This window comes from Oceanobacillus arenosus (assembly GCF_003369575.1).
GTDB lineage: Bacteria > Bacillota > Bacilli > Bacillales > Amphibacillaceae > Oceanobacillus > Oceanobacillus arenosus.
The window spans coordinates 109,604-135,827 of record NZ_PIOC01000033.1 but is presented as its reverse complement, the minus strand read 5'-3'; the positions used below and the strand labels follow the sequence as shown (position 1 = coordinate 135,827).

Annotated in this window: 23 protein-coding genes, 2 tRNA genes, 1 pseudogene and 1 other annotated feature; of the genes and pseudogenes, 8 read left to right on the top strand and 18 right to left on the bottom strand. The window is 38.9% G+C overall.

Annotated features, from left to right (window positions below):
* Positions 1 to 55: 55 nt before the first annotated feature.
* On the bottom strand, positions 56 to 514 hold the full coding sequence (tadA, locus tag CWR48_RS19885) for a tRNA adenosine(34) deaminase TadA (RefSeq protein WP_115775030.1): 459 nt from the start codon (positions 512 to 514) through the stop codon (positions 56 to 58).
* 76 nt (positions 515 to 590) lie between these two features.
* Here tadA and CWR48_RS19880 point away from each other — a divergent pair, with 76 nt between their 5' ends.
* Positions 591 to 1,124 carry a cysteine hydrolase family protein gene (locus CWR48_RS19880; protein ID WP_115775029.1) on the top strand — a complete coding sequence of 178 codons (534 nt, stop codon included), beginning with the start codon at positions 591 to 593 and terminating at the stop codon, positions 1,122 to 1,124.
* A gap of 68 nt (positions 1,125 to 1,192) precedes the next feature.
* Complete coding sequence (locus CWR48_RS19875; RefSeq protein ID WP_115775028.1) at positions 1,193 to 2,479, top strand: glycoside hydrolase family 18 protein; 1,287 nt, start codon at positions 1,193 to 1,195, stop codon at positions 2,477 to 2,479.
* 45 nt (positions 2,480 to 2,524) lie between these two features.
* Here the strand turns inward: CWR48_RS19875 and CWR48_RS19870 are convergent, their stop codons facing one another.
* Complete coding sequence (locus tag CWR48_RS19870) at positions 2,525 to 3,040, bottom strand: type 1 glutamine amidotransferase domain-containing protein (protein ID WP_115775027.1); 516 nt, start codon at positions 3,038 to 3,040, stop codon at positions 2,525 to 2,527.
* A gap of 72 nt (positions 3,041 to 3,112) precedes the next feature.
* Positions 3,113 to 3,358: pseudogene (locus CWR48_RS19865) on the bottom strand (RrF2 family transcriptional regulator); the annotation flags it as partial.
* Between CWR48_RS19865 and CWR48_RS19860 the strand changes: the two are divergent.
* Together CWR48_RS19860 and CWR48_RS19855 are read left to right on the top strand one after the other, a co-directional pair.
* Positions 3,326 to 3,763, top strand: a complete 438-nt coding sequence (locus CWR48_RS19860) for an NO-inducible flavohemoprotein (protein WP_342772485.1) — start codon at positions 3,326 to 3,328, stop codon at positions 3,761 to 3,763. The pseudogene CWR48_RS19865 and the gene CWR48_RS19860 sit on opposite strands and share 33 nt — an antisense overlap.
* A gap of 172 nt (positions 3,764 to 3,935) precedes the next feature.
* Positions 3,936 to 4,259, top strand: coding sequence for a DUF4870 domain-containing protein (locus CWR48_RS19855; protein WP_115775025.1), 324 nt, complete (start codon positions 3,936 to 3,938; stop codon positions 4,257 to 4,259).
* Positions 4,260 to 4,285: 26 nt separating this feature from the next.
* Here CWR48_RS19855 and CWR48_RS19850 read toward each other — a convergent pair whose 3' ends face one another.
* The 3 genes from CWR48_RS19850 to CWR48_RS19840 form a co-directional block, all read right to left on the bottom strand.
* A complete protein-coding gene (locus tag CWR48_RS19850) occupies positions 4,286 to 4,819 on the bottom strand; it encodes a hypothetical protein (RefSeq protein ID WP_115775024.1) in 534 nt (177 codons plus the stop codon).
* Between the two features lie 257 nt (positions 4,820 to 5,076).
* Entirely contained in the window at positions 5,077 to 6,792 is a 1,716-nt protein-coding gene (gene acsA, locus CWR48_RS19845; RefSeq protein ID WP_115775023.1) for an acetate--CoA ligase, read from the bottom strand.
* A 365-nt stretch (positions 6,793 to 7,157) separates the two neighbouring features.
* A tRNA-Arg gene (locus CWR48_RS19840) sits at positions 7,158 to 7,230 on the bottom strand.
* 141 nt (positions 7,231 to 7,371) lie between these two features.
* Between CWR48_RS19840 and CWR48_RS19835 the strand changes: the two genes are divergently transcribed.
* Both CWR48_RS19835 and CWR48_RS19830 read left to right on the top strand, forming a co-directional pair.
* Positions 7,372 to 8,016, top strand: coding sequence for a deoxynucleoside kinase (locus tag CWR48_RS19835; RefSeq protein ID WP_115775022.1), 645 nt, complete (start codon positions 7,372 to 7,374; stop codon positions 8,014 to 8,016).
* A 13-nt stretch (positions 8,017 to 8,029) separates the two neighbouring features.
* Positions 8,030 to 8,704, top strand: a complete 675-nt coding sequence (locus CWR48_RS19830; protein ID WP_115775021.1) for a deoxynucleoside kinase — start codon at positions 8,030 to 8,032, stop codon at positions 8,702 to 8,704.
* A 33-nt stretch (positions 8,705 to 8,737) separates the two neighbouring features.
* Here the strand turns inward: CWR48_RS19830 and proC are convergent, their stop codons facing one another.
* Positions 8,738 to 9,550 (bottom strand): pyrroline-5-carboxylate reductase, encoded by an 813-nt coding sequence (gene proC, locus CWR48_RS19825; RefSeq protein WP_115775086.1) that lies wholly within the window; start codon positions 9,548 to 9,550, stop codon positions 8,738 to 8,740.
* Positions 9,551 to 9,776: 226 nt separating this feature from the next.
* Between proC and CWR48_RS19820 the strand changes: the two genes are divergently transcribed.
* Positions 9,777 to 10,514 carry a GTP pyrophosphokinase gene (locus CWR48_RS19820; RefSeq protein WP_115775020.1) on the top strand — a complete coding sequence of 246 codons (738 nt, stop codon included), beginning with the start codon at positions 9,777 to 9,779 and terminating at the stop codon, positions 10,512 to 10,514.
* A gap of 59 nt (positions 10,515 to 10,573) precedes the next feature.
* On the opposite strand, the gene CWR48_RS19815 is transcribed toward CWR48_RS19820, so the two are convergent.
* The 4 genes from CWR48_RS19815 to guaB all read right to left on the bottom strand — a co-directional run bounded on the left by CWR48_RS19815 (position 10,574) and on the right by guaB (position 15,860).
* A tRNA-Ser gene (locus tag CWR48_RS19815) sits at positions 10,574 to 10,666 on the bottom strand.
* 493 nt (positions 10,667 to 11,159) lie between these two features.
* The gene (gene serS, locus CWR48_RS19810; RefSeq protein WP_115775019.1) at positions 11,160 to 12,434 is read right to left on the bottom strand and encodes a serine--tRNA ligase; all 1,275 of its coding nucleotides are present in this window, start codon (positions 12,432 to 12,434) and stop codon (positions 11,160 to 11,162) included.
* A gap of 97 nt (positions 12,435 to 12,531) precedes the next feature.
* Positions 12,532 to 12,755, bottom strand: a binding site (T-box leader).
* A 59-nt stretch (positions 12,756 to 12,814) separates the two neighbouring features.
* Complete coding sequence (locus tag CWR48_RS19805; protein WP_115775018.1) at positions 12,815 to 14,152, bottom strand: serine hydrolase; 1,338 nt, start codon at positions 14,150 to 14,152, stop codon at positions 12,815 to 12,817.
* 235 nt (positions 14,153 to 14,387) lie between these two features.
* Positions 14,388 to 15,860 (bottom strand): IMP dehydrogenase, encoded by a 1,473-nt coding sequence (gene guaB, locus CWR48_RS19800; RefSeq protein WP_115775017.1) that lies wholly within the window; start codon positions 15,858 to 15,860, stop codon positions 14,388 to 14,390.
* A 167-nt stretch (positions 15,861 to 16,027) separates the two neighbouring features.
* Here guaB and CWR48_RS19795 point away from each other — a divergent pair, with 167 nt between their 5' ends.
* Positions 16,028 to 16,999: a YaaC family protein gene (locus CWR48_RS19795; RefSeq protein ID WP_115775016.1), complete on the top strand. Its 972-nt coding sequence runs from the start codon at positions 16,028 to 16,030 to the stop codon at positions 16,997 to 16,999.
* Between the two features lie 310 nt (positions 17,000 to 17,309).
* Here CWR48_RS19795 and CWR48_RS19790 read toward each other — a convergent pair whose 3' ends face one another.
* From CWR48_RS19790 to dnaN, 7 genes are all read right to left on the bottom strand, one after another.
* Positions 17,310 to 18,395: an HD-GYP domain-containing protein gene (locus CWR48_RS19790; protein ID WP_115775015.1), complete on the bottom strand. Its 1,086-nt coding sequence runs from the start codon at positions 18,393 to 18,395 to the stop codon at positions 17,310 to 17,312.
* A gap of 109 nt (positions 18,396 to 18,504) precedes the next feature.
* Entirely contained in the window at positions 18,505 to 21,012 is a 2,508-nt protein-coding gene (gene gyrA, locus CWR48_RS19785; protein WP_115775014.1) for a DNA gyrase subunit A, read from the bottom strand.
* Positions 21,013 to 21,109: 97 nt separating this feature from the next.
* The gene (gene gyrB / locus CWR48_RS19780) at positions 21,110 to 23,035 is read right to left on the bottom strand and encodes a DNA topoisomerase (ATP-hydrolyzing) subunit B (protein ID WP_115775013.1); all 1,926 of its coding nucleotides are present in this window, start codon (positions 23,033 to 23,035) and stop codon (positions 21,110 to 21,112) included.
* A gap of 166 nt (positions 23,036 to 23,201) precedes the next feature.
* A complete protein-coding gene (gene remB / locus CWR48_RS19775) occupies positions 23,202 to 23,432 on the bottom strand; it encodes an extracellular matrix regulator RemB (protein WP_115775012.1) in 231 nt (76 codons plus the stop codon).
* Between the two features lie 26 nt (positions 23,433 to 23,458).
* On the bottom strand, positions 23,459 to 24,571 hold the full coding sequence (gene recF, locus CWR48_RS19770; protein WP_115775011.1) for a DNA replication/repair protein RecF: 1,113 nt from the start codon (positions 24,569 to 24,571) through the stop codon (positions 23,459 to 23,461).
* A 5-nt stretch (positions 24,572 to 24,576) separates the two neighbouring features.
* On the bottom strand, positions 24,577 to 24,798 hold the full coding sequence (gene yaaA / locus CWR48_RS19765) for a S4 domain-containing protein YaaA (protein WP_115775010.1): 222 nt from the start codon (positions 24,796 to 24,798) through the stop codon (positions 24,577 to 24,579).
* A 286-nt stretch (positions 24,799 to 25,084) separates the two neighbouring features.
* Positions 25,085 to 26,221, bottom strand: a complete 1,137-nt coding sequence (gene dnaN / locus CWR48_RS19760; protein WP_115775009.1) for a DNA polymerase III subunit beta — start codon at positions 26,219 to 26,221, stop codon at positions 25,085 to 25,087.
* Between the last annotated feature and the right edge of the window lie 3 nt (positions 26,222 to 26,224).

Here is a 26,224-nt window from a genome sequence, read left to right as displayed (position 1 = left end):
GTTTCCATTATAGCCATATTGAAAAAATATTGCAATGGAAATAACCGGATTTCGACTATTTTTTCCTTTTTCTTAGTTCACGGAAGAAATTCGTTAACAACATTGCACACTCTTCCGTAAGTATTCCACTCGTAAGCTCAACCTGGTGATTAAATCTTGACTCATCCAGTAAATTCATCAACGTTCCTGCACATCCAGCCTTAGGATCAGGTGCTCCAAACACAACACGCTTGATCCGCGACTGAACAATCGCACCTGCACACATTGGACAAGGTTCAAGGGTCACATAAAGAGTGCAATCTTCTAACCGCCAACTGCCCATTTTTTGATTCGCTTCTTGGATTGCAATCAGTTCTGCATGGGATAAGGTTGTTTGCGATGTTTCGCGGATATTATATCCAGACGCAACGATTTCATCCTGATACACAATCACGGCTCCAATTGGAACCTCGTCAATCTTTTCTGCTTTCATTGCTTCTTCGATTGCAGCCCGCATAAATTTTTCATCATTCATTTGTATCCCAACGTTTCATTATAGTTTTTATAGGAAATAGTTATAGATATAAGTTTTCTAATAAAAGGAGAAATATATGAATACTTCACTTGAAAATTCTGCCGTCTTATTTATCGATATTATCAATGACTTTGACTTCGATGGTGGCAATAATTTACTACGTAATACCAAAGAAATTTTACCAAATCTCATGAAACTAAAGAAGTTTGCAAAGGAAAATAATCTCCCTCTCATTTATGTTAATGATCATTATAGAATATGGCAAGCAGACTTTCATAAAATCATTGAGCATTGTAAAAATGACCGAAGCCGGGAAATAATTGAAACACTCAGACCTGATCATGATGATTATTTCCTAATTAAACCACAGCATTCTGCATTTTTCCAAACGCCATTGCAATCCTTGCTTTCCGATTTGGGGAGAACCCATTTAATTATTGCTGGTATTGCAGGTGATATCTGTGTTTTGTTTACAGCGAAGGATGCCTATATGTATAAATTCACGATGTCGATTCCTGAGAATTGCATGGCATCGGAGGACAAGGATAATAATCGTTACGCATTGAATTTAATGAAATCTGTAATGAAGGCAAATATTGACGCATTCTAACTGGTATATCTTATCCCCCTGCATCATAAGTTGATAGTAAAAGATTCCTAAAAAAAGGGGGGATAATCTTGCAAATTCATGTTGTAGCACGGGGGGATACGTTATTTGAAATTGCCAATACATATCATTCATCTGTCAATAGTATTATCGCTGCCAATGAACTGGATACCCCAAGTGAGCTCGTCGTTGGTCAAGCGTTAGTTATTCCGATTGTGGGTCAGTTTTATTTTGTTCAACCTGGCGATACATTGTATTCCATTGCAAGCAGCTTCGGTATGACGGTTCAGGAATTAGCACGGATTAATAATATTGGGGTTAACAATCCGCTCTCAGTCGGATTTCGATTATATATTCCACCCTTACCTAAACGTGCCATTACATCCAACGCATATATTGAGCCATCTGGTGAAACAGTTTCGACGACATTGGAAAATGCAGCAACGAAAACGACGCCATATTTAACCTATCTCGCCCATTTTAGTTATAGCGTCAATCGTGATGGCAGTTTGAATGCGCCACCGATTGGAAACCTAAAGACCATTGCTAATAGAAATAATACGGCACTAATGTTGGTGTTGACAAACTTGGAGGATGGCTCCTTTAACTCAGATTTGATGCATATCATCCTAACCGTTCAGGCAGTCCAGAATACGCTACTCGATAATATTGTCAACACAGCGACAAAAGGGGGATTCACCGACGTACACTTTGACTTCGAATTCATTCCTCCTGCAGATCGTGAGGCCTATATTACTTTTCTACGTAAGACAAAGGAGCGTTTCTCACAGGCTGGATTACTCCTATCTGTCGCACTTGCACCAAAAACAAGCGCCACACAAACTGGCACACTATATGAAGCACATGATTACGGAGCAATTGGCAAAATAGCCGATTTTGTTGTGTTAATGACCTATGAATGGGGCTATAGCTATGGTCCGCCAATGGCTGTATCACCACTACCTGAAGTGAAAAAGGTCGTCGAATATGCACTGACAGAAATGCCAGCAGAGAAGATTCTATTAGGGCAAAACTTATACGGATATGATTGGACCCTTCCTTTTGTCGAAGGAGGAGCTGCCGCGCGTGCCGTCAGTCCACAACAAGCAATCGCTATTGCAAGGAAGCATCACGTGGCGATTGAGTATAATACCAGAGCACAGGCACCATTCTTTCAATACACAGCGAACGATGGCAAGATTCATGAAGTTTGGTTTGAGGATGCGCGCTCCATTCAAGCTAAGTTTGACCTTATCCGTGAAGTAAATTTACGCGGGATTGCCTATTGGAAGCTCGGATTAGCCTTTCCACAAAATTGGCTATTATTGAATGATCAATTTGAGATCACAAAATTATAAGAGAAAAATTGCGCTATGACAATAAGTCATAGCGCAATTTTTTATCTATTTCAAAAGATTTAATGATTCTCTGTTAAATGCTGGGATGTCATCTGGCTGGCGACTTGTAACGAGCTGGTTCTGACAAACAACAACTTCCTTGTCTACTACCTTCGCGCCCGCATATTCCATATCAACCTGGATTGATTTATACCCTGTTGCATCGCGACCTTCTAACGTTTTCGCAGTAATTAATAGCTGTGGCCCGTGGCAAATTGCGAAAACAGGTTTTTTCTCATCCATGAAATGTTTTGCAAATGCTACATATCGGTCATCTGCACGTAGCTGATCCGGTGAAAAACCACCTGGAATAAACAATGCATCATAATCATTTGGATCTGCATCACCAATTCCTTGATCAATTGTAACGGTTGCTTCCTTATTCTTCCCTACTACTTGTTTTCCCTTTTCGTCCCCGATTGTAATAACTTCATGTTCGGCATCCTCAAAGGCCTTCGCAGGGCTTGTATACTCGACGTCCTCAAACATATTTGTAATAACCGTTGCTATTTTTTTACCCATTAGTAAGAATCTCTCCTTTTTTATTGTAGATATATTAGTGATTCTTCCCTCTTAGGAAAAAATAAAACAGGCTTATTCTATTCCCATTAACGCTCGCAATTCTTCCTCATTATTAATTAAATCTTGTACCGTATATTGCTCGAGCACTTGGAAAAACGCATGTAATGCCTTATTAAATGCATGCTTTAACGTACATGCAGGGGATATTACACAATGATTTGCCCCACGATCAAAGCATTCCAATACATTAAAATCATTCTCTAGACTTCTAACGACTAATCCTACATTTATTTCTTCTGCAGACCTCGCCAAACGAATCCATTAATATTACTGAGCGGTGGGGTTGGCTTAACACCAATGATTAGCATGCTTGAAACGGTAATTAAAGAACAACCAAGTCGTGACGTAATCTTTATCCATGCAGCAAGATCAAGCAAATTCCACGCGATGAAAGACCGCGTACAAGAGATTGTGCAACAGCATAAAAACGTAACAAGCTACACCGTATATGACATTGCAGAAGCTGGCGTACAATGTGATAAAGTTGGATATATTGATTATGATTGGTTAGCAACCATTCTTCCGACAAATGATGCAGTATATTATTTCTGTGGACCACAAGGGTTCATGCGTGCAACATACCAAAACTTGAAGGAATATAATGTAGCAGCTACAGATATACACTTCGAAGTATTTGGACCAGCAGCTGATATTACAGCGTAAAAGGCAAAAGGAGATCGAAATTATTATCGATCTCCTTTTTTTCCTTGATAATTAAAAAACTTCTTCATGTTTTCTCTTAATACTCATAAAATTACTTTAAGCACCTAACTATCTTTGCTAAAATGAATACATGGTCAACAAAAACCAAATTCATCAAGGAGGGATTGCACAAATGCCATCAAGTGAAGAAAGAACGCTCACACTTCTCATTTATTTACTTAGCTTTGTATCTGCAATTATAGGACCACTCGTTATTTGGTTAATTAAAAAGGATGAGTCTGATTTCATTAATTTCCACGGAAAAGCTTACTTTAACTTTTTCATTTCGTATGCAATTTATGGAGTTATCGCATGGATATTGGTCTTCGTATTGATTGGAATCGTATTACTGCCAATTCTCGGAATTATGGGGTTTGTATTTACGATACTCGCCGCACTAAAGTCATATAACGGAGAATATTACCAAATTCCTCTTTCCATACGTTTTTTTAGCTAAAGTGCTGGGCTCAGCGCTTTTTTCTTTTATTCACTTGTCCGGAAGCTCCCTACTACTTCTAAACGCCGGAAGATTCCAGAGGGCATAATATACCGCTTCTTTTCTGCATCCAGATCATTAGCCAGTAGATCTACATTCGGAGTCGTTCCAAAGTAATAGGCCTGCCAAATATATTTTGAGCAGTAATTATTTTTAATGTCGGTCAAATCCCTTGTGTATTTATATGCATCAATACTACTGATATTAGCCATTGACCAATCCGCTGCTGCCCTCGCAATGATTTGGTTAGAAAACCTTAAAATCGTGAGCTTTTCTCCCTTTTTATGTCTGCTAAGATAAATCGGCATACTGTCTGCGTGGCCTTTATTTCCCCAGCGATTTACATGATAAACCCGGTAATCTTCGCCTATCAACCCAACATGACCGACAAGAAAAGAGGAAAGTGCCCTTTTATGCGAATAGAGCACATCACCGGGAATCATCGGGATGGATGTGTCTGGATAGAGAGGAATAGGTTCACCTGTTTTTAGCAATTTTTCCATCTTATTTGTATCAGTCATCCCCTATTCACCTCAATTTCTTACTCATTACTATCATACTAACAAAAGCGCAAGCGCCCGTTTGAGCTGTGTACTTCCAGGCCTTTAGCTGTAGGAGATAAAGGAAACATGCCCCTTCACTTTAGAGGGAAGTCTCGCTGGAGCTGGACGTGGTTGTTTCAGCATAAGAAATACTTCAGCCAAATTATATACTTTCTTAACTACTAAAAAGACATTGACTCCCGCTTACGTTTAAGCGAAAGTCAATTGTCTCCATGCTATTCCTCGAGTGTGGACGTATCTCCTGTCGGTAATCCTAGCTCCCAAGATTTAAGTAATCGACGCATAATCTTGCCACTACGCGTCTTCGGTATAGAATCCTTCACTTCAATTTCTCGCGGTGCAGCATGTGCACTGAGTCCCGTTTTAACAAACTTACGAATATCTTCCAGTAATTCCTCTGAATTCTCATAGCCGTCATTAAGCGTAATGAACGCCTTAATGATTTCCCCACGCACTGGATCTGGCTTCCCGATTACACCTGCCTCAGCAACAGCAGGATGTTCGAGTAATTTACTTTCAACTTCAAATGGACCAACACGCTCACCAGAAGTATTAATGACATCATCCAAACGCCCTTGGAACCAGAAGTAACCATCCTCATCCTTATATGCACTATCGCCTGAAACATACCAGCCATTAATAAAATAACTTTCATATTTACTCGGGTTATTCCAGATTTTCCGCATCATTGCTGGCCATGGTGCTTTAATCGCCAAATTCCCCATTTGATTTGGCGGAATCTCATTTCCTTCATTATCAACAATCGATGCTTCGATACCAGGAATTGGTTTGCCCATTGATCCAGGGCGAATTTCGAGTGCCGGGAGATTTACGATAAGCTGTGCACCCGTTTCCGTCATCCACCATGTATCATGGATGCGCAAATGTAATGCCTTCATTCCCCACGAAATTACTTCAGGGTTAAGTGGCTCCCCGACACTAAGCAGATGTCGTAATGATGACAGATCATATTTATCCAGTACCTCTTGCCCATAGCTTACTAAACGTCGTAGTGCGGTTGGAGCAGTATACCAGACCGTTACTTTATTATTCTCCAATGTTTGATACCAATCGTCTGGTGTGAACCTTCCGCCACGGACTACATTTGTTACACCGAGCAACCAAGGTGCAAATATTCCATAGCTTGTGCCCGTTACCCAACCTGGATCTGCCGTGCACCAATAAACGTCATCCTCTTTTAAATCAAGCACCCACTGGGCTGTTGCATAATGCTGAATCATCGCATGATGTACGTGATACACCCCTTTTGGCTTTCCAGTTGATCCAGATGTATAGTGAAGGATCATTCCATCCTCCAAATCAACCCACTCAATTGCGAATTTTTCAGATGCGGACTCCATTTCCCGTTTATAATCGATATATCGGTCATTTTTCTCAACATTGTCGCCCACGATAATAATTTTTTCTAGATTGGGCAATTCTGCTTGTGGCACCCTGTCAATCAAATCAGGTGTCGTAATGAGTACACTTGCTTCACTGTCTTGTAACCTATCTCTTACCGCTTGCTCCATAAATGCCTCAAATAGTGGACCAGCAATCGCTCCGATTTTCAATATGCCGAAGAAGGCAGCATAGAACTCTGGACTTCTCTGCATAAATAAAAATATACGATCACCTTTACTGACATTATATTTCCTTAGTACATTAGCAAACTTGTTACTTTCCTTGCTCAACGCTCCAAATGTTACTTTTTCTTCACGCTCTGGTGAAGAATATAATAGTGCAACCTTATCCCTTTTAGTTGGGTCCTCTGCATGGCGGTCCAATGCTTCATACGCCATATTCACCTTCCCTGTTTCATTCCAGCTAAAATTCTTTTTCATATCTTCCCATGAAAAGTCTTTTCTAGTGTTATCGTAGTCTTGTAAATTATGATTTCCTTCTCTTGCTGGTATGACCTGCATATCCATCCAATCACTCCATCCAATTTGAAATCGATTACAATTCATATTAACCGAAATAATAAAAACATTTCGGTAACTATTATCTATTTTAGAACATTCCGTGACAAATTCAAAGTATTTGCTTTCAAGATAAACCCTTTTGCCTAGAAAATTTTAGCTTAGCGATACTTTTAGGCAACCGCTCTAGTTGCAATGTTGATTTCCACTTCAATCAACAGCGATATATATGCAATACTAGGGGCGTTCACTTCTGTAGCAGAGGATACAATCTTACAATACAAAACAGACCAGCCATTGGATTAGGGCTGGTCTGTCTAGTTATTTAAGCGTTCTGTACTTTCCTTTTCATAAATAGTCGTGCACTAAAAGAGTGGCCCCGGCAGGATTCGAACCTGCGACACATGGTTTAGGAAACCAATGCTCTATCCCCTGAGCTACGAGGCCATATTTTTCCAACGATAGATTATATTATACAGAAAAAGTCGCTTAATGGAAAGTGTCATTTTTTCTCATAGAATATCTTGTCGAACTATGGTAAGATATTTAGCGTTGATTTCAGATGACGAATTGATTGGAGGTGCGGGTATGGTAGAAGTTCCTTTTATTGCAATCGAAGGTCCAATCGGGATTGGCAAGACCTCACTTGCAACGAAGCTTTCTAACCATTTCCAATTTCATTTATTACAAGAAATTGTCGAGGAGAATCCATTCCTTAGCAAGTTTTACGATGATATCGAAGCATGGAGTTTCCAAACGGAAATGTTCTTTCTGTGCAATCGATTTAAGCAATTAGAGGATATTGAGACTCAATATTTGAAAATGAATAAGCCGGTCATTGCCGATTATCATATATCCAAAAACATGATCTTTGCAAAACGTACATTGGATCAAGATAAATTTGAGAAGTATGAGAAAATCTATCGTATTTTAACGGAAGATATGCCGACACCAAATATAATGATTTACTTGCATGCTAGCTTAGATACGATTTTAAATCGAATTCAGCAGCGTGGAAGGGAATTTGAGCAGAAAATCGAAGTTAGCTACCTAGAGCAGCTATCGAGGGACTATGAGCAGTATATGAATGAATTTGAGATTCTCCATCCTAACATTCCCATCATCCGAATTAATGGAGACAAAGTTGACTTTATACGACATCAAACAGATTTAAATCAAATTATATCCTCAGTGAGCAAGAAACTAGACGAGAAAACTAGCCACTATGAATAAAGGAGCAATAACAATGAATTTCCGTGAGAAATATCAAATACCAAGCGATAGCGTGATTACAATCGCTGGTACTGTTGGTGTCGGTAAGTCGACCATGACAAAGGCATTAGCAACAGCATTAAACTTTAAAACCTCTTTCGAAAAAGTAGATACGAACCCTTATTTAGAAAAATTTTATGCTGACTTTGAACGTTGGAGCTTTCATTTGCAAGTATACTTTTTAGCAGAACGTTTTAAGGAACAGAAGAAAATCTTCGAATATGGTGGTGGGTTCATTCAAGACCGATCCATCTATGAAGATACAGGAATCTTTGCAAAAATGCATTATGATAATGGGACAATGTCACAAACTGATTATGATACCTATACGAATTTATTTGATGCAATGGTGATGACCCCATATTTTCCACACCCTGATTTACTAATATACTTAGAAGGGTCCCTCGATGATATCTTGAACAGAATTCAAATACGTGGACGTGATATGGAGAAGGGAACGCCAACAGCCTATTGGGAGGAAATGTACGGACGTTATGACAATTGGATTAATAATTTCAATGCTTGTCCAGTCCTAAGAATCAATATTTCTGACTATGATTTAATAAAAGAAGAAAATTCAATTGAGCCCGTATTAAAAAAGGTTGGACATTTAATTCAACAATCAAGAAAGCTAACATTGAAAAAATAGGTGCTCCTTTAACAAGGAATACCTATTTTTTTCTCAATTTTTTCCTAATTCAATTGATCGGTCACGTGCGCACTTCAACGATTCAACTACAATTGTTTGAAAATTAGCTTCCTCTAGGCTCTTAATTCCCGCTTCAGTTGTACCTTTAGCGCTTGTAATTTTCTTCCGTAATTCGACTGCCGTTTCCCCTGATTGCCTCAACATTTCTCCAGCACCAATTATCGTTTGCGTAATTAATTGATTCGCAATAGCACTATCTAATCCTGCATCCGTCGCAGCCTTCTCCATCGCTTCTACTAAATAATAGACATATGCTGGGCCACTTCCAGATACAGCGGTCACAATATGCATGTCATCTTCGGCTACAATCGATGTAATGCCAATTGATTTAAAGAGTGCCTCAACGAGCGCAACCTGTTCATCCGTGGCAAATTGTCCAGCAGTAATTGCTGTTGCTGAATAGCCAATTGATGCTGATGTATTAGGCATCACGCGCACAACAGCGACATCGATGCCAATTTTATTCGTAATTGATTCTGTTGTCACTCCGGCAATGATGGAAATGATTAATTGTTTCGGATTCAAATATGCTTTAATCGATTCAAGCGATTCATCAACATTATTTGGTTTTACAGCAAGCACGACAATATCAGCATGTTTAAATGCCTTTTCTTTATCTTTCATACATTGAACATTGTACTTGGATTTCATTTTTTCTAGTCGTTCCTGATTGCTTCGATTTGTAACAATGATTTGTTCTCTATTTACCATTTCGGACCGCAGCATTCCGGAAATAACCGCTTCTGCAACAGATCCAGCCCCTAAAAAGGCTATCATTTTATTCATTAAGTATAATCCCTCTTCCATATGTAAAACTTTCCTCAATAGGTATTACCTCGATTGTCCCAAAAAAATTATTCCATTCTAATGTTTTATCCAACGAATTATTTTGAACTATATTATCTCGTTACCTTTTTGTCAAGGTGAAAAGGAGGATAAACCAGTCATTTATTTAGGATTTTTGTTATAATTTACTTGTTTCGATACTAGTCGTTAGAAAGGAATACTTGCTATGGAAAAGGATCAGGTACAACAAATGAAGGAAATCAGAGATCAAATTACTCGATTCATGATGACATATAAATTTGGCTTGCGCGAAATGGATACAAAGTTAACGATTTTAAAAGAGGAATTCCAGCTTTTCCACGATTATAATCCAATCGAACATATAAAATCACGTATCAAATCACCAGAAAGCATCTTGCAAAAAATGCTTCGTAAAAATATTGAGATGTCGTTAGATTCGATTAAAGAGAATATAAGGGACATCGTTGGCATTCGAATTGTCTGCTCATTTACGGCAGATATTTATAAGATAAGTGACATGATCCTAAAGCAGAAGGATATTACGTTAATTGAATGCAAGGATTATATTAAAAATCCAAAATCAAATGGTTATAAGAGCCTGCATTTAGTGTTGGCTATTCCTGTGTTTATGTCTGACAGGGAGGAACAGGTATATGTTGAAATCCAAATTCGCACGGTTGCAATGGACTTCTGGGCAAGCCTCGAGCATAAAATTTATTATAAATACAATAAATCAATTCCCGAGCATCTAGTGAAAGAATTAACGAATGCAGCAACTGCTGCAAATGAATTGGATTTGAAAATGGAGCGATTGTATAAAGAAGTAACCTATATTAAAGAACAAGAAACGTCAAATTACGCTGTAAATCCCCTAGGAATTGGCGAAGGGGGATTTCAAATACCTGATCATTTTTTAGACTCATTATTAAAAGATAGACAGTAAAAAAACCGCTACAATTGTAGCGGTTTTTCATCTATAATATACTAATTAAATTCGTTTAATGGAGGAGGTAGAGGGATTCGAACCCCCGCGCGGTTTGACCCGCCTGTCGGTTTTCAAGACCGATCCCTTCAGCCGAACTTGGGTATACCTCCGTAGCGACAAGTTATAATATATCATTCTCAATTTCGATTGTCAATGTTATTTCCGACAAATTTCCCGTCATTATTCACTTTCTGAATGGATTGTTCTGTTATACTTGTTGGTATTTTAGATAAAGTGCGGACTAAGTTTAGTGCTTAAAGCTCTCGGACTAGTCGCTCCAGAAATACACTACGCTGGGGTTGTAAAAAGTCAAATATAAAAGCGCGGCTTACCACTTACAAACGATGTTAATTGAAGTAAAGCAATATAACCTTTTGAGCGATTTCAACTTCTCTAAAGATCTGAAACCAAATTATCCATAGTCCACACTATATATCAACTAATCATTCGCACGTCTTGCCTTATCTGCCTAAAGCAACACTTTTTTATAAAGTGAAACTTCATTAAGTGGGGGTCTTACAGCCAGTTAATTAGGAATAAAACCTTTTTCCCTGTATAGAAAAAAAGGTAAAGGGCAATTTCTGCTCTCTACCTTGTCTCAAACTATTTAATGACTTCTTTACCACACATATATGGACGTAATGCTTCTGGAACGATTACAGAACCGTCCGCTTGTTGGTAATTTTCTAAGATGGCCGCAACGGTTCTACCAAGTGCAAGACCTGATCCATTTAATGTATGAACGTATTCTGGTTTACCATTTGCTTCTCTTCTAAAGCGAATGCCTGCACGTCTTGCTTGAAAGGCTTCGAAATTAGAGCAAGAAGATATTTCGCGGTATTTATCCTGGCTTGGCATCCAAACTTCAATGTCATATTTCTTCGCTGCGGTAAAGCCTAGATCACCTGTACACATGCTCATGACACGGTATGGTAAGTTTAGAAGCTGCAATACCCTTTCAGCGTGACCAGTAAGAATTTCCAATGTTTCATAAGAATCCTCTGGTTTTACAAAATGAACAAGCTCTACTTTATTGAATTGATGCTGGCGAATTAATCCGCGTGTGTCGCGTCCAGCAGAACCTGCTTCAGAACGGAAGCTGCTGCTAAATGCAACATATTTTATCGGTAGATTCTCACCAGCCAAAATCTCATCGCGATGATAATTTGTTACTGGAACCTCTGCTGTCGGAACCATAAAGTAATCCCAACCCTCTAGCTTGAACGCATCTTCTTCAAATTTCGGAAGCTGCCCAGTACCAGTCATCGACGCGCGATTCACGATCGTTGGTGGAAGCATCTCCACATAACCATGTTGATCCGCATGCAATTCCATCATAAAGTTAATCAGCGCGCGCTCAAGTCTCGCACCAAGTCCTTTATAAAATACAAAGCGACTGCCGGTTACCTTTGCTGCTCGTTCAAAATCTAGAATGTCCAGCTTAGACGCAATATCCCAGTGCGCTTGTTCCTCGAAATTAAACGCAGGCTTTTCACCCCAATTGCGGATTTCAATATTATCATCTTCATCCTCACCAACAGGTACACTTTCATGCGGGATATTTGGAATAGACAGCATGATTTGCTGAAGATGCTCTTCAATTTCATTTAACTCGCGATCCAGTACGGAAATTTGGTCACCAACTTCGCGCATTTCTTTAATTGCTGGCTCTGCATCTTTTTTCTCACGCTTTAATGCCGAAATCTGCTTCGTTGCTTCATTGCGCTTCGCCTTTAACTCTTCCGTTTGAACTATCAATTCTCTTCGTTTGCTATCTAGTTCCTCGAAATGATCGAGCTCAGATAAATCCTCCCCACGATGTGTGAGCTTGCCCTTTACCTCAGCAAAATTATTACGTAAATACTTCATGTCTAACATAGAAATTCCTCCTTAACTATTTTTTAAACTAGTGGCACTTATAAAGTGAGCGCATGATTACCTCTCAATTTGCATACAAAAAACTCCCGTCCCTAAAAATAGGGACGAGAGTATATTTCCCGCGTTGCCACCCTTGTTGAAGAGATTATCTCTTCCGGCTCAATTGTTTTAACGGTACAACACCGGGTTTATTTACTAAGATATGATCTTTTCCATAAACCAGTTCAAGGATGGATTCACAACATTCTAACGTCGATTTGCACCAACCACCGACTCTCTCATGATAGAGATGCTGTTACTAGTTCCTATCAATACTGTTTACCTATAATTACAGTCTATTTTAATTGTTTTTCTAGTCGAATGCAAGTGTGTTTCTAATATTAGCTGAATAAACCTTTAATCCAATCGACAGATGTCGTAAATAGATTTGCAAAGAAGTCTCCGATAGCACCTAATGTAAGCATGAACCAATTTGATTTCTCTACTGCATTATCTGTTACTAAATCGATTGTAGATCCGTTTTCCGGGAAAATATAACCAAAGTCATTTTCTCCATCAAATGTAAGGGTTGCTGTACCGACTACTGCACCTTTTTCAATTGGTGCCGTCAATTCGCCTTCCTTATTCAGTTTATCCTTATCGATATTGTATACGATGTGATACTTGTCTGCATCATCCGGATTAATTGGTAATGTTACGCCTTCCTTTAAGGAAACTTGAACCGTATCTTTTTTCCCTTTTGCAACTGGAATAGCGGATTCACCTTCCAGTTTATAGCCTTTCGGGAATAATTCTGTTAATTGAAAACCAGTATAACCATAATCCATCAATTTCGCTGTTTCTTTAAAGCGTTCATCTTCACTAGCTGTTTTCATGACAACTGAAATTAACCTGTTGCCATTTCGTTCAGATGTTCCTGTAAACGTATATCCTGCTAAAATAGTATGGCCCGTTTTTAAACCATCCATGCCTTCATAATAATATTGCTTAAAATTAGTTGCATCATGTGGAAGCATCCAATTAAGATTTTCTACTGTATAACCTTCAAATTCTACTGTTGTTTGTTTCGATATGTCCAATGCCTCAGGATAATCGTTAATTAAGTGGAATGCTAATAGTGCAGCTGATTTAGCTGATAGCAAATTGCTGCCATTTTCATCTGTTAAATTTGGGTTAATGCCTACAAGGTCAGCATTATCGATCCCTGTTGCATTGACGAATTTATATTCAGGAAGACCCATTTCTTTCCCTTTTTGATTCATTAATTTTACAAATTCAGCTTCAGAGCCTGCAACCAGTTCTGCAAGTGCCACCGTCGTACCATTATCAGAGAAAACGGCCATGGCATTATATAAATCACGAACCTTATAGTCCTTATCTTGCGTTAATCCAATACCTGAAAAGGATGGATTTGCAGAGACTTTAAATGGATAGTCACTTATTTGTGTTGTCGTCTCCCAACTAATATCCCCATTATTAATTGCTTCAAGTACAAGATACTCTGTCATCATTTTTGTCATGCTCGCTGGAGGAAGAGCTACATCTGCATTTTTAGAGTATAAAACCTTCCCTGTTTTCGCATCTACTAATATTGCCGATTCTGCATTCAAATCGACCGTTCCTGCTGCTTGTGCAGAAAATGATGGTATGATTAATGACGTCATTATAACTAAAGAAATAAGTAACAATGACAGTCCCTTCTTGATAGTTTGTTTCAACTTCCCGTACCTCCAACAATTTTTTGTACAGTAAAAATATGCACCATGTTATTTTAACATAGAAAGGTGCAAAAAAATAGACGGAGGTCGAAAATCCCCCATCTACTTTATGACAATTAAGAAAAACTTTTACTTATAATTCCTATGATAGGATAGGCCACGTCCAGCTCCAGCGACTAGCGAGACTTTCCTCACCTCCGTACGTCGCTAAACGGGCGCTTGCGCTTTTGTTAATCTATCGAATGGAATAGTTTGGCGCTTCTTTCGTAATTTGAACATCATGTGGATGGCTTTCAAGTAAACCAGCATTTGTAATGCGAATAAATTGGCTATCATTACGTAATGCTTCGATTGTACCTGTCCCACAATAACCCATTCCTGAGCGAAGTCCACCAACCAATTGATGCACCGTATCGGCAATAGATCCTTTATATGGAACTCTTCCTTCAATCCCCTCTGGAACAAGTTTCTTATTATCGGATTCCTCTTGGAAGTAACGGTCCTTCGAGCCTGCCTTCATCGCTCCTAGTGATCCCATTCCACGATATACTTTATACTTTCTTCCTTGGTAAATTTCCGTTTCACCAGGGCTTTCAGTAGTTCCTGCAAACATGCTGCCCAACATAACCGCATGTGCGCCGGCTGCTAATGCTTTCACGATATCGCCTGAATATTTAATTCCCCCGTCAGCAATGACTGGAACGCCATATTCACTTGCAGCGACAGCACAATCATGTACAGCAGTTATTTGCGGCACTCCTACACCTGCAACAACACGTGTCGTACAGATTGATCCAGGTCCAATTCCTACCTTTACAATCGTTGTTCCAGCTTCAATTAAAGCCTTCGTACCTTCAGCAGTAGCCACGTTTCCTGCAATAATATCCAAATCAGGGAACGTATTGCGTATCGCTTTAATTTGATCCAATACACCCTTCGAATGTCCATGTGCAGTATCAATAACAATCGCATCTACTCCAGCGGCAACTAACTTTTCAATTCGTTTCACCGAATCGCCTGTAACACCAACCGCTGCTGCAACAATTAGTCTCCCTTGTTTATCCTTTGCTGCATTTGGGAATTCAATTACCTTTTCAATATCCTTGATTGTGATTAACCCTTTAAGAATATTATTATCATCCACTAACGGAAGCTTTTCAATCTTATATTGTTGTAGAAGATTTTCAGCCTCTTCTAATGTCGTTCCTACTGGGGCTGTGACAAGTTTCTCACTTGTCATTACTTCGGCAATGGAAATAGAATAATCTTGGATAAATCGTAAATCCCGGTTGGTTAAAATACCTACTAATTTTTGTTCCTCAATTGAATTTACAATCGGCACACCGGAAATCCGGAATTTCCCCATTAAATGTTCCGCGTCATACACTTGATGCTCTGGAGTTAGGAAAAATGGATTCGTAATTACTCCACTCTCTGAACGTTTCACACGATCAACCTGTTCTACTTGCTCCTCGATCGTCATGTTCTTATGAATCACACCAAGGCCACCTTGACGGGCCATCGCAATCGCCATTTCTGCTTCTGTAACAGTATCCATCCCCGCGCTAATAAATGGTGTCTTTAACTTCAGGTTTGGTGATAACTCTGTGCTAAGGTCAACATCCCTTGGCAATACCTCTGATGCAGCAGGTAATAACAACACATCATCAAAAGTTAATCCCTCTTTCGTAAACTTATCTTCACGCATGATTCATCCTCCTTTTATTTTTATGTATGTAAATTAAGTATAAAGCTTAAACTAGGTAGGTATATCTATTTTTATATACAATACGCCAATACACCCTATTTTTCAACTAGAGATTGGTGGAAACTAAATAGAAAATAGATTCAGAAATCTCAACTTGAGGTAAATTGATGAATAAATCAAATAGTTTTTATACCTATTTACAATCACAGCAAACGGCACAGAAATATCTGCTTCAAAGCTATAAAAAAATTGGAATCATCGATGCAGAAGCAAAGAGCTATGAAAATTGCAATCCATTTATATATTATCTTGACCATGGGAATCAGTTCTTTGAAAGTGGGAAAAAGGTCGATCTCTTTGCACGTCCAATTTTATACTTTTATGGAATGACTCATTTACTGAAGGCATGCCTATTAACAAAGCGACCGAATTATCCTGAATCTACGAGCCATCTAGCACATGGTGTCACAACTAGAAAACGGAAGAAAAGGAATTATAGCTTTATGGAGGATGAAGTAAAGGTTCAGCATCACGGGCTGCTTCCATATTTTGCAGAGCATTTATTTGCTATGAAAAAGCTGCCATTTGAAAAAATTAAAATGGGGGAACTGCTTGCACTAATCCCTGAAATGACACCTCTATTTGCTTATGGAAAACACAAGAAAATGGTGGGGGTTGGCTCTTGCAATTCTCCATATCTACAATTTCCAATGGATTTATTAGATACATACCATTTAACGCTGAATGCCTTTGTACAGCGCATTCAGTCCCATTTGCCTCTGATTAAACAGATTACACATGATAGAACGACCATCCAAATCGAATTAACGGAATTGCTTAAACAAGTAGAAATGGGACCCTTTTTCCTGCATATGTACGATGAAACCATTTACTTTCCTATCCATCGGGAATCGTTTTATCCAATTTCTGAGATCACCATTCACTACTTGCTTTTATACAACCTAAGTATGTTAAGCCGCTATGAAACAGAGTGGTGGGGAGAGTTATTACAACTAAAGCCTGATCTGGATTATCCATTCATCACACATTTCCTGCAAACAACAGCAGAGAAAATACCAACGATGCTCGAGCATGAACTCTTTACAAATCAATCGAACGGCAAGGAAATAATTAGTTGAGCATATGCAAAAGGTTAGATTGTATTACTTCAATTAACAACATTTGTAAGTGATAAGCCACTCTTTTATATACGGTTCTTCACAACCCCAGCGGAAGAAATACACGGAGACTCCTGCGGGAAGAAGAGCCTAGGCGAGACTTCGAAATGCGATAGAACAAGAAGGCTCGACAGCTCCCCTAAGGTGCGCGAAGTGTATTTCTAGAGCGACTGGCCTGAGAGGAAGCTCCCAATTAAGTTACATCGCACTTTATATAAATAGCAACAAACAATAAGAGAGAGCTCAAAATAACAAAGAACTAACCATCAGGCTAGTTCTTTGTTATTTCATCAATATATAAATCTGGTGTATCCTTTAAGACGATAATTTCAGCATTTGCGTCTAATTGCACCATTGGTCGTGTCGGGTTATCAGAATTAGTAAAGACAATTTTGCCAGCCTGCCCATTAGACAACACAACCCTTGTGCCAACCGAAACATTAACCAAGTGATGAATAAAGACGTTAACAATCTGATGGTCTAACTTCGAATATTGTTCCTTTTGTAACTCCTCTATTACTTGGAATGCAGACTTTCTTTCTTGATATAATCGTTCACTCGTCATCGCATAATACGTATCGGCAATTGCGATAATTCTTGCATATGGATGGATTTTATCCTGTGCTATCCCGAGTGGGTAGCCGCTACCATCTAAACGTTCGTGATGCTGCAAAACCGCGAGCTTAACGGAAGGAGTAATTGCTGGAACATGCTCTAGTAAGCGATATGAATATGTTGGATGCTTTTTAATCTCTGCAAACTCAGAATTGGTCAAAGAGCCCGCTTTTGAAATTATCGCTGGATCTACTTTTGCCATTCCGCAGTCACTTAGAAATCCAGCAAGACCGATTTGTAACCATACACCCTTTGGATGCTTCAGCTTCCTCCCAATATAGGCGGACAATATGCCAACCGCCACACTATGATAATAAAGATATTCTGTTTTCGTTGCTTCATGATGGAGTGAATATGCATCTGAACTAATATCATCGATTCTTTCTAACAGTGGAATAATCAATTCTCTTACAGCTGATATATCAATTGGCATCCCATTTTGCCACTGCATAAATAGCTTCTTATACTTTCCAACAACTTCTTTATAGTGATTGCTAAAGGATAGCGTCTGCTTCGTTCCTTGCTTCATTACTTCCTCTACAACAACCTGTTTTGGTACATATGTATCGCCTGTCGTAAGTTTTGTAGCAACGTCTACCATTGGAATTAAGTATTTCTGCAAAATGATGATATGTTCCTCCGTTAAGACTGTCTTCTCTGGTATGATTGGTCGATTTGACTTCCCCTTCACGTCTCTTAATAAAACGCATCCTGGAACAAGTTGTGATGGTGCTACTAACATGTTATTTCCCCCAGTTTATCCCGGAATAATCCCGATTCTGTTCAACTAACATTCATTACAAAATTAGATAAGGTGACTACCCTTCAGTAAGCCACCTTATCCATTAATCTTATTCTTCTTCTGTTTCTTGATTTACTACTGTATCTGACGTTTCTTCTGTATTCGGAGCAAGGACCTCTTCTTCTTCCTCATGCTCAATTTTCGCAACGGTTGCTACTTCCTCGCCGTCCTGCAAGCGAATAAGGTGGACACCCATTGTGCTGCGTCCCGTTTCTGAGATACTTGCTACTGGAATACGAATCAACACACCGGCAATCGTAATAAGCATTAAGTCTTCGTCGCCTGTTACGGCTTTAACTGCGACAACATGACCGGTTTTCTCATTTAATTTACATGTAAATACACCTTTACCGCCTCGGTTGATTCGGCGATACTCTAATTCTGGCGTTTGTTTTCCAAATCCATTACTTGTAACATGTAATATCTTCGAATCCTTTTCGATAATTTCCATGGAGACAACGACATCATCACCGCGTAACGATATACCTTTTACCCCTGCAGCTGTTCGTCCCATTGAACGAATTTGTGTTTCTTCAAAGCGAATGAGGTAACCATTCTGTGTTGCAATCATAATATCCTTCGTACCATCCGTTAGTTTTACGGAAATAAGCTCATCTTCCTCGCGCAGGCCAACAGCAATAATTCCACCTTTGCGGATATTGGCAAACATCGATAATGAGGTACGCTTTGTAATTCCCTCTTTTGTAGTAAAGAAGAGGTATGCATCATCTCTGTATTCATTTACAGAAATAACCGCATTGATCCATTCTCCTTTTTCGATTTGCAGCATGTTGATGATTGGGAGCCCTTTGGCAGTACGACTAAATTCAGGTACTTCATATCCCTTCGCCTTATACACCTTCCCTTTATTCGTAAAGAAAAGGATCGTGTCGTGGGTCGAAGTGGATAATAAATGCTCCACAAAGTCATTTTCATTCGTTCCCATTCCTTGAATTCCGCGGCCACCACGCTTTTGCGTACGGTAGGTCGATACTGGAAGACGTTTAATATAGCCTTGATGTGTAAGGGTAACAATAATATCCTCTACAGGAATTAAATCCTCATCTTCAAAGAAGCCAATTCCACCAGCGACAATTTCCGTACGACGATCATCACCAAAGCGTTCTTTAATTTCAAGAAGCTCTTCACGAATAATTTCCAAAAGCTTCTCTCCATCCGCTAAAATCGCCTTTAATTCTGAAATTAAAGCTTGTAACTCATTGTATTCATTTTCTATCTTTTCACGCTCTAAACCAGTTAATCGTTGGAGACGCATATCCAAGATAGCCTGTGCTTGCTTCTCAGATAAATTAAAGCGCTCGGTTAACCCGGTTCTTGCGATATCGGCTGTTTTTGAATTACGAATTAATGAAATTACCTCATCAAGATGATCCAGGGCAATTCGTAATCCTTCTAAAATATGTGCACGTGCCTCTGCTTTTCGAAGTTCAAACTCCGTACGACGACGGATTATTTCCTTTTGATGATCTAGGTAATGTACTAAACATTGCTTGATTGTTAACACTTTAGGTCTTCCGTCAACAAGGGCAAGCATATTAATACCGAATGTTGTTTGCATGGACGTATGTTTATATAAATTATTTAATATGACATTTGCATTGGCATCACGGCGTAACTCCATCACAACACGCATCCCATTACGGTCTGATTCATCACGTAAATCGGTAATCCCCTCGATCCGTTTGTCACGAACGAGCTCCGCTATCTTTTCAATTAATCTTGCTTTATTGACTTGATAAGGCAATTCCGTAACAAGAATCGTTGACTTACCGTTTGCATGTTCTTCAATTTCTACTTTTGCCCGAATCGTAATCGATCCTTTACCAGTTTCATATGCCTTCCGAATACCACTTCTACCGATGATGATTCCCGCAGTTGGGAAGTCAGGACCAGGAATGTGGTTTTCCATTATCTCATCAACTGTTATTTCTGGGTCTTTACTAACCGCTAGCACTGCATCAATCGTTTCGCTTAAATTATGTGGTGGGATATTCGTTGCCATCCCAACTGCAATTCCTGATGTTCCATTAACCAGTAAATTTGGAAAACGAGCAGGGAATACAACCGGTTCCCGTTCTGAACCATCGTAGTTATCGCGGTAATCGATCGTTTCTTTATTAATATCACGGACAAGCTCCATAGCAATCTTTGACATTCTTGCTTCCGTATAACGCATTGCCGCAGCTGAGTCACCATCAACGGAACCGAAATTTCCATGCCCATCGACAAGCATGTAGCGGTAACTAAAGTCTTGCGCCATCCGTACCATCGTCTCGTATACTGCTGAGTCACCATGTGGATGGTACTTACCAATAACTTCACCGACAATACGCGCTGACTTTTTATGTGCTTTATCAGCGTGCATTCCAAGATCATTCATTGCATACAAGATTCTTCGGTGTACTGGCTTCATGCCATCACGTACATCTGGTAATGCCCTTGAGACAATAACACTCATGGAATAATCAAGAAAAGACGTGCGCATTTCTTTACTAATATTTATTTCTTGAACACTTCGGCGTTCTTCCTCTGCCATCCTGATACCTCCTAAAAGAAAAGCACTATCTGTGCTTTTCTAGATGCCAAATTCAGATAAATACATCTAAATCCAACGGTCGTTCCTGTTCATGTGCTTATATATCCAAATTTTGAACGTACTGTGCATTATCTTCAATAAAAATTCTTCTTGGTTCTACTTTGTCGCCCATCAACATATCGAATACTTGATCCGCGTCAACCATGTCGGTTAATTCAACTTGAAGCAATGTTCGTTGATCTGGATCCATTGTTGTATCCCATAGTTGTGTTGCGTCCATTTCGCCAAGACCTTTATAGCGCTGAATACCAGGCTTCGGTGCCTTCGGAAGCTCTTCTAATAACGCATCTAATTGCTTATCATCATAAACATAATGCACTGCCTTGCCTTGCTTTACTTGATAAAGCGGTGGCTGCGCAATATATATATAACCATGCTCGATTAATGGACGCATGTAACGGAAGAAAAATGTTAATAGTAAGGTACGAATATGCGCACCATCAACGTCCGCATCTGTCATAATGACAACCTTATGATAACGTGCCTTTGTTATATCAAACTCCTCACCAATACCAGTACCAAGTGCTGTGATCATTGAGCGTATTTCTGCATTCGATAAAATTCGATCTAGACGGGCCTTCTCAACATTTAAAATTTTCCCACGCAATGGAAGGATTGCTTGGAAATGACGATCACGTCCAGACTTCGCAGACCCACCTGCAGAGTCACCCTCAACGATATAGAGCTCACTGATTGTTGCATCTCGAGATGAACAGTCCGCAAGTTTCCCAGGTAAGCTTGAGATTTCCAATGCACTTTTTCTTCGTGTCAGCTCACGTGCCTTCTTGGCAGCCATTCTTGCCCTTGATGCCATCAAGCCCTTTTCAACAATTATTTTGCCAATTGCAGGATTTTCATATAAAAATTTTGAAAATAAATCACTAAAGACCGAATCGGTTATCGTACGTACTTCACTATTTCCGAGCTTTGTTTTCGTTTGCCCTTCAAATTGTGGATCAGGATGTTTAATCGAGACAATTGCTGTCATCCCTTCACGTACATCATCACCAGATAGATTGGTTTCATTTTCTTTAATTAGACTATTCTTTCGTGCATAATCATTAATTATTCGGGTTAAGCCTGTTCTAAAGCCGACTTCATGTGTTCCGCCTTCATACGTATGAATATTATTAGCGAATGAAAGAAGGGTACTAGCGAATCCATCATTATATTGAATGGAAACCTCTACCGCAATTTCTTGGTCTTCTCCTTCAGCGTAGAATGGCTCATGTAATACTTCTCTAGTTCGGTTAATATATTCAACGTAGGATTTTATCCCACCTTCATAGTGGTAAGTTTCAATCTCTTTATCTGTTCGCTTATCTTCTAACGTCAGTGTTAATCCTTTATTTAAAAAGGCTAATTCGCGGATACGCTTCACTAATGTGTCATGGTCAAATACTGTCGTTTCTGTGAAAATTTCTGGATCAGGAGAGAAATGGGTAACCGTACCCGTAATTTCTGTGTCACCAATTACTTTTAGTTCTTCGGATACCTTACCTCTTTGGAAGCCTAGAAAATATACCTTGTTATCACGATGAACGTATACCTCTAGACCACTGGACAATGCGTTAACAACTGAAGCCCCAACACCATGGAGTCCGCCTGAAACTTTATAGCCTCCGCCACCGAATTTTCCTCCCGCATGGAGAACGGTCATAATAACTTCTACTGCTGGTCTTCCTGTCTTCTTCTGAATATCAACTGGAATGCCGCGCCCATTATCTTTTACGGTAATGCTATTATCCTTCTCGATAATGATATTAATGCGATCACAATATCCAGCTAGTGCTTCATCAATACTATTATCAACAATTTCCCAGACAAGATGATGCAAGCCCTTTTCACTTGTTGATCCAATGTACATCCCAGGACGTTTACGAACCGCTTCCAATCCTTCAAGGACCTGAATCTGATCTGCATCATATGCTGCATTATTTGTAACTTTGTCATCCATTGACATTCTCTCACACTCATTTCTTTTTAGAAAACTTAGGATTCCTCCTATCCTTGCTGCGGCAGGTCGGAATCTAACTTACGGAATACAGATATGCTGCTTATCTGTAGTAAAACAATATGTTTAACCTTTAAATGGGAATTTCACCAGCTAAGGGGTTACTTGATTCTGTTTAGTCTTCTAGCTTGCTAATCGAAGACACAATATTTGCCCGCTTTTGTAACGTTGCTACCGATATGGTTGTGTAATAGACCATATCTACTGTAATGACGACTGATTTTGCATTTTCGGTCGGACCAATGACGTTATTTTTAGCAGAAGATGCGTCAATCGAATGGTAATCAATAATTGCAATAATATCTTGGGACCGAATAACGTTGCCATTGCCAATATGAATGAACATCTTGGAGACCCTCCTTGGAATTTGGACTATCTCGCTATTTCTCCATTAACAATTCGAATTAACGATGCCGCCTTTAAGGTTTCATGATGAATTCCATCAACACTCGTAGTAGAGACGAAGGTTTGCACTTTTCCTTGGATGGTATTTAATAAATGGGATTGTCGATGATCATCCAGTTCACTTAACACATCATCTAAAAGCAAAATAGGATATTCGCCAATTTCTTTATGAATCAGTTCAATTTCAGCAAGCTTGACTGATAATGCCGTTGTTCGCTGTTGTCCTTGGGATCCAAAGGTTTGTACATCCTTTTTATTTACAGAAAAAAGTAGATCATCACGGTGGGGTCCGATAAGCGTGGTGCCACGTTCTATTTCCTTTGTTTGCATTTCCTCAAACTTAGTCAAATAGATCGTTTCTATTTCTTCATTGGTTGCTTCTTCTAATACTTCAATTGTTGCTTGATACTGAATTTCTAATGTTTCTATTCCCCGGCTAATTTCGTAATGAATGGGTCCTGCCCAAGTACGCAATAATTTTAGAAATGCAAATCGCTTTTCTAGGATGACTGCGGCATGTTCTACTAATTGATCCGTTAAAACTTGAAGCATTACTTTATCTTGTTTAGCTCCTCGTTGCATTTGCTTTAATAAATGATTTCTTTGCTTTAATATCTTTTGATATCGGCCTAAGTGATAGATATAGGTTGGTTGGATTTGTCCAAGCTCCATATCAATAAATCTTCTTCTAATTTGTGGTGGGCCTTTGACTAAGTTCAAATCCTCAGGAGCAAACATGACTACATTCACCGCACCAATGTAGTCGCTGAGGCGGCGTTGTTCTAATCGATTTAATTTGGCTTTTTTTCCCTTATTAGAAATAATGATTTCCAATGGAATACTTTGTTGTCGCTTTGTTACCCTACCTTCTATTTTAGCATATTCTTTGTCCCATTGGATAAGTTCTTTTTCATGTGTCGTTCGATGGGATTTTGTAAATGACAAAACATGGATTGCTTCCATTAGGTTTGTTTTCCCTTGAGCATTCTCACCTATGATCACATTTATCTTATCATCAAAAGAAACCTCTAATTGCTCATAGTTTCGGTAGTTTTTTAAATTCAATTGTTCAATGTGCATGCAGCTTAATCCTCTTTTTTAACAATGTAGGAACCGACGTCCTCTATTTCTACCACATCATTTGTATAGAGTTTTCTTCCACGACGATGCTCTAATTCCCCATTAACAATTGCGCCAACATCCTGTAAGTAGGACTTCACCATGCCACCAGACTCCAAAATGTTTAATCGCTTAACAAGTTGACCCAGTGTGATGTACTCCGTATTGATTTTTACTTCTTCTTGCATGATTATCACCAGATTCTGTTTGAATTTTAAAGAGGATTTGAAAAATATTAGATTGGAGCTTTATTTTAAAGTAATTAACCTTTAAAAGTTATATATACCTATTTTACTAAAGATTTTACGTTTAGGGAAGGATTACCCTTTATTTATCATAAAAACGCCCTATTACGCCTAAATTTTGATTATAAGCAGAAAAGGACGTTTATCAACATGTGGATAAACGTCCTTCTTCTTATGATGTTGGAGTGAACCATTACAATTCCAATCTTTTAGAGAACACCTAAAATAATCAATACGTCCGAACTGGCAAAATTAATTGCAGGATAGATGTGTCGTTCACTGGGCGAATGATGAATGGACGCATTGCGCCAGTGAAATCAATCGTTACCTCATCGTATTCAATCGCCTTTAAGGCATCGATCATATATTTAGAACTAAATGATATCTTCAAATCTTCTCCATCAATGGATTGGATTGACATTTCCTCTTCAACATTACCGATTTCCGGAGAATTACTTGTAATTTCAATTTGATTGCCAGCTTTTGTAGCTAGTTTTACAACATTGTTTCGTTCTTCTTTTGCAAGCAATGAGGCACGATCAATTGTATTGAGTAATTCCTTGGTTTTGACATGGATTTTCGTTTTACTTTGTTCTGGAATCAACCGAGCAGTTTCTGGATAATTCCCATCAAGTAAACGCGACAGGAAGTTCAGATGCTTTGTACGGAATAAAATTTGGTTATTCGTTACGCTAATTTCCGCTGTTTCTTCCGTATCATCCAATATTTTATTTAACTCATTCAGACTCTTCCCTGGTACAACGATATTTCGAAATTCCGTATTTGCATTTGTAATTGGGACTTCCCTTGATGCTAGACGATGACTATCTGTCGCGATAAAGGTTAGTTGGTTATCTACTAATTTAATATTAACTCCAGTTAGAATTGGTCTTGTTTCCATTGTCGATACAGCGAAGACGGTTTGCTTAATCATACTTCTTAATAAGTCAATTGGGATTTCAAAACTATCATCTGTTTGGATTTTTGGTAGTAATGGATATTCTTCAGCATCTTGCCCATTTAAATTAAATTCCGCTTTTCCAGAACGAATGGTTACTTTTAGATGCTCATCCGATTCAATCTCTACTGTTTTCTCTGGCAATTTACGTACAATATCTGGAAAATATTTTGCTTGTAATACAATACTTCCTTCTTCAATTTGTTCGACATTCACGATTTCGTTTTCCTCTGCTGGAATGTACGATTCAATTGAAATGTCAGAATCACTACCAGTTAGTGTTATTCCATGGTGTTTTGCTTCAATTTTTAATCCAGTTAATATTGGAATAACGGTTCTTGAAGAGATTGCTTTCATCACATCTTGAACGCTAGCGATTAATTGATCTCGTTGAATGATAAATTTCATAAA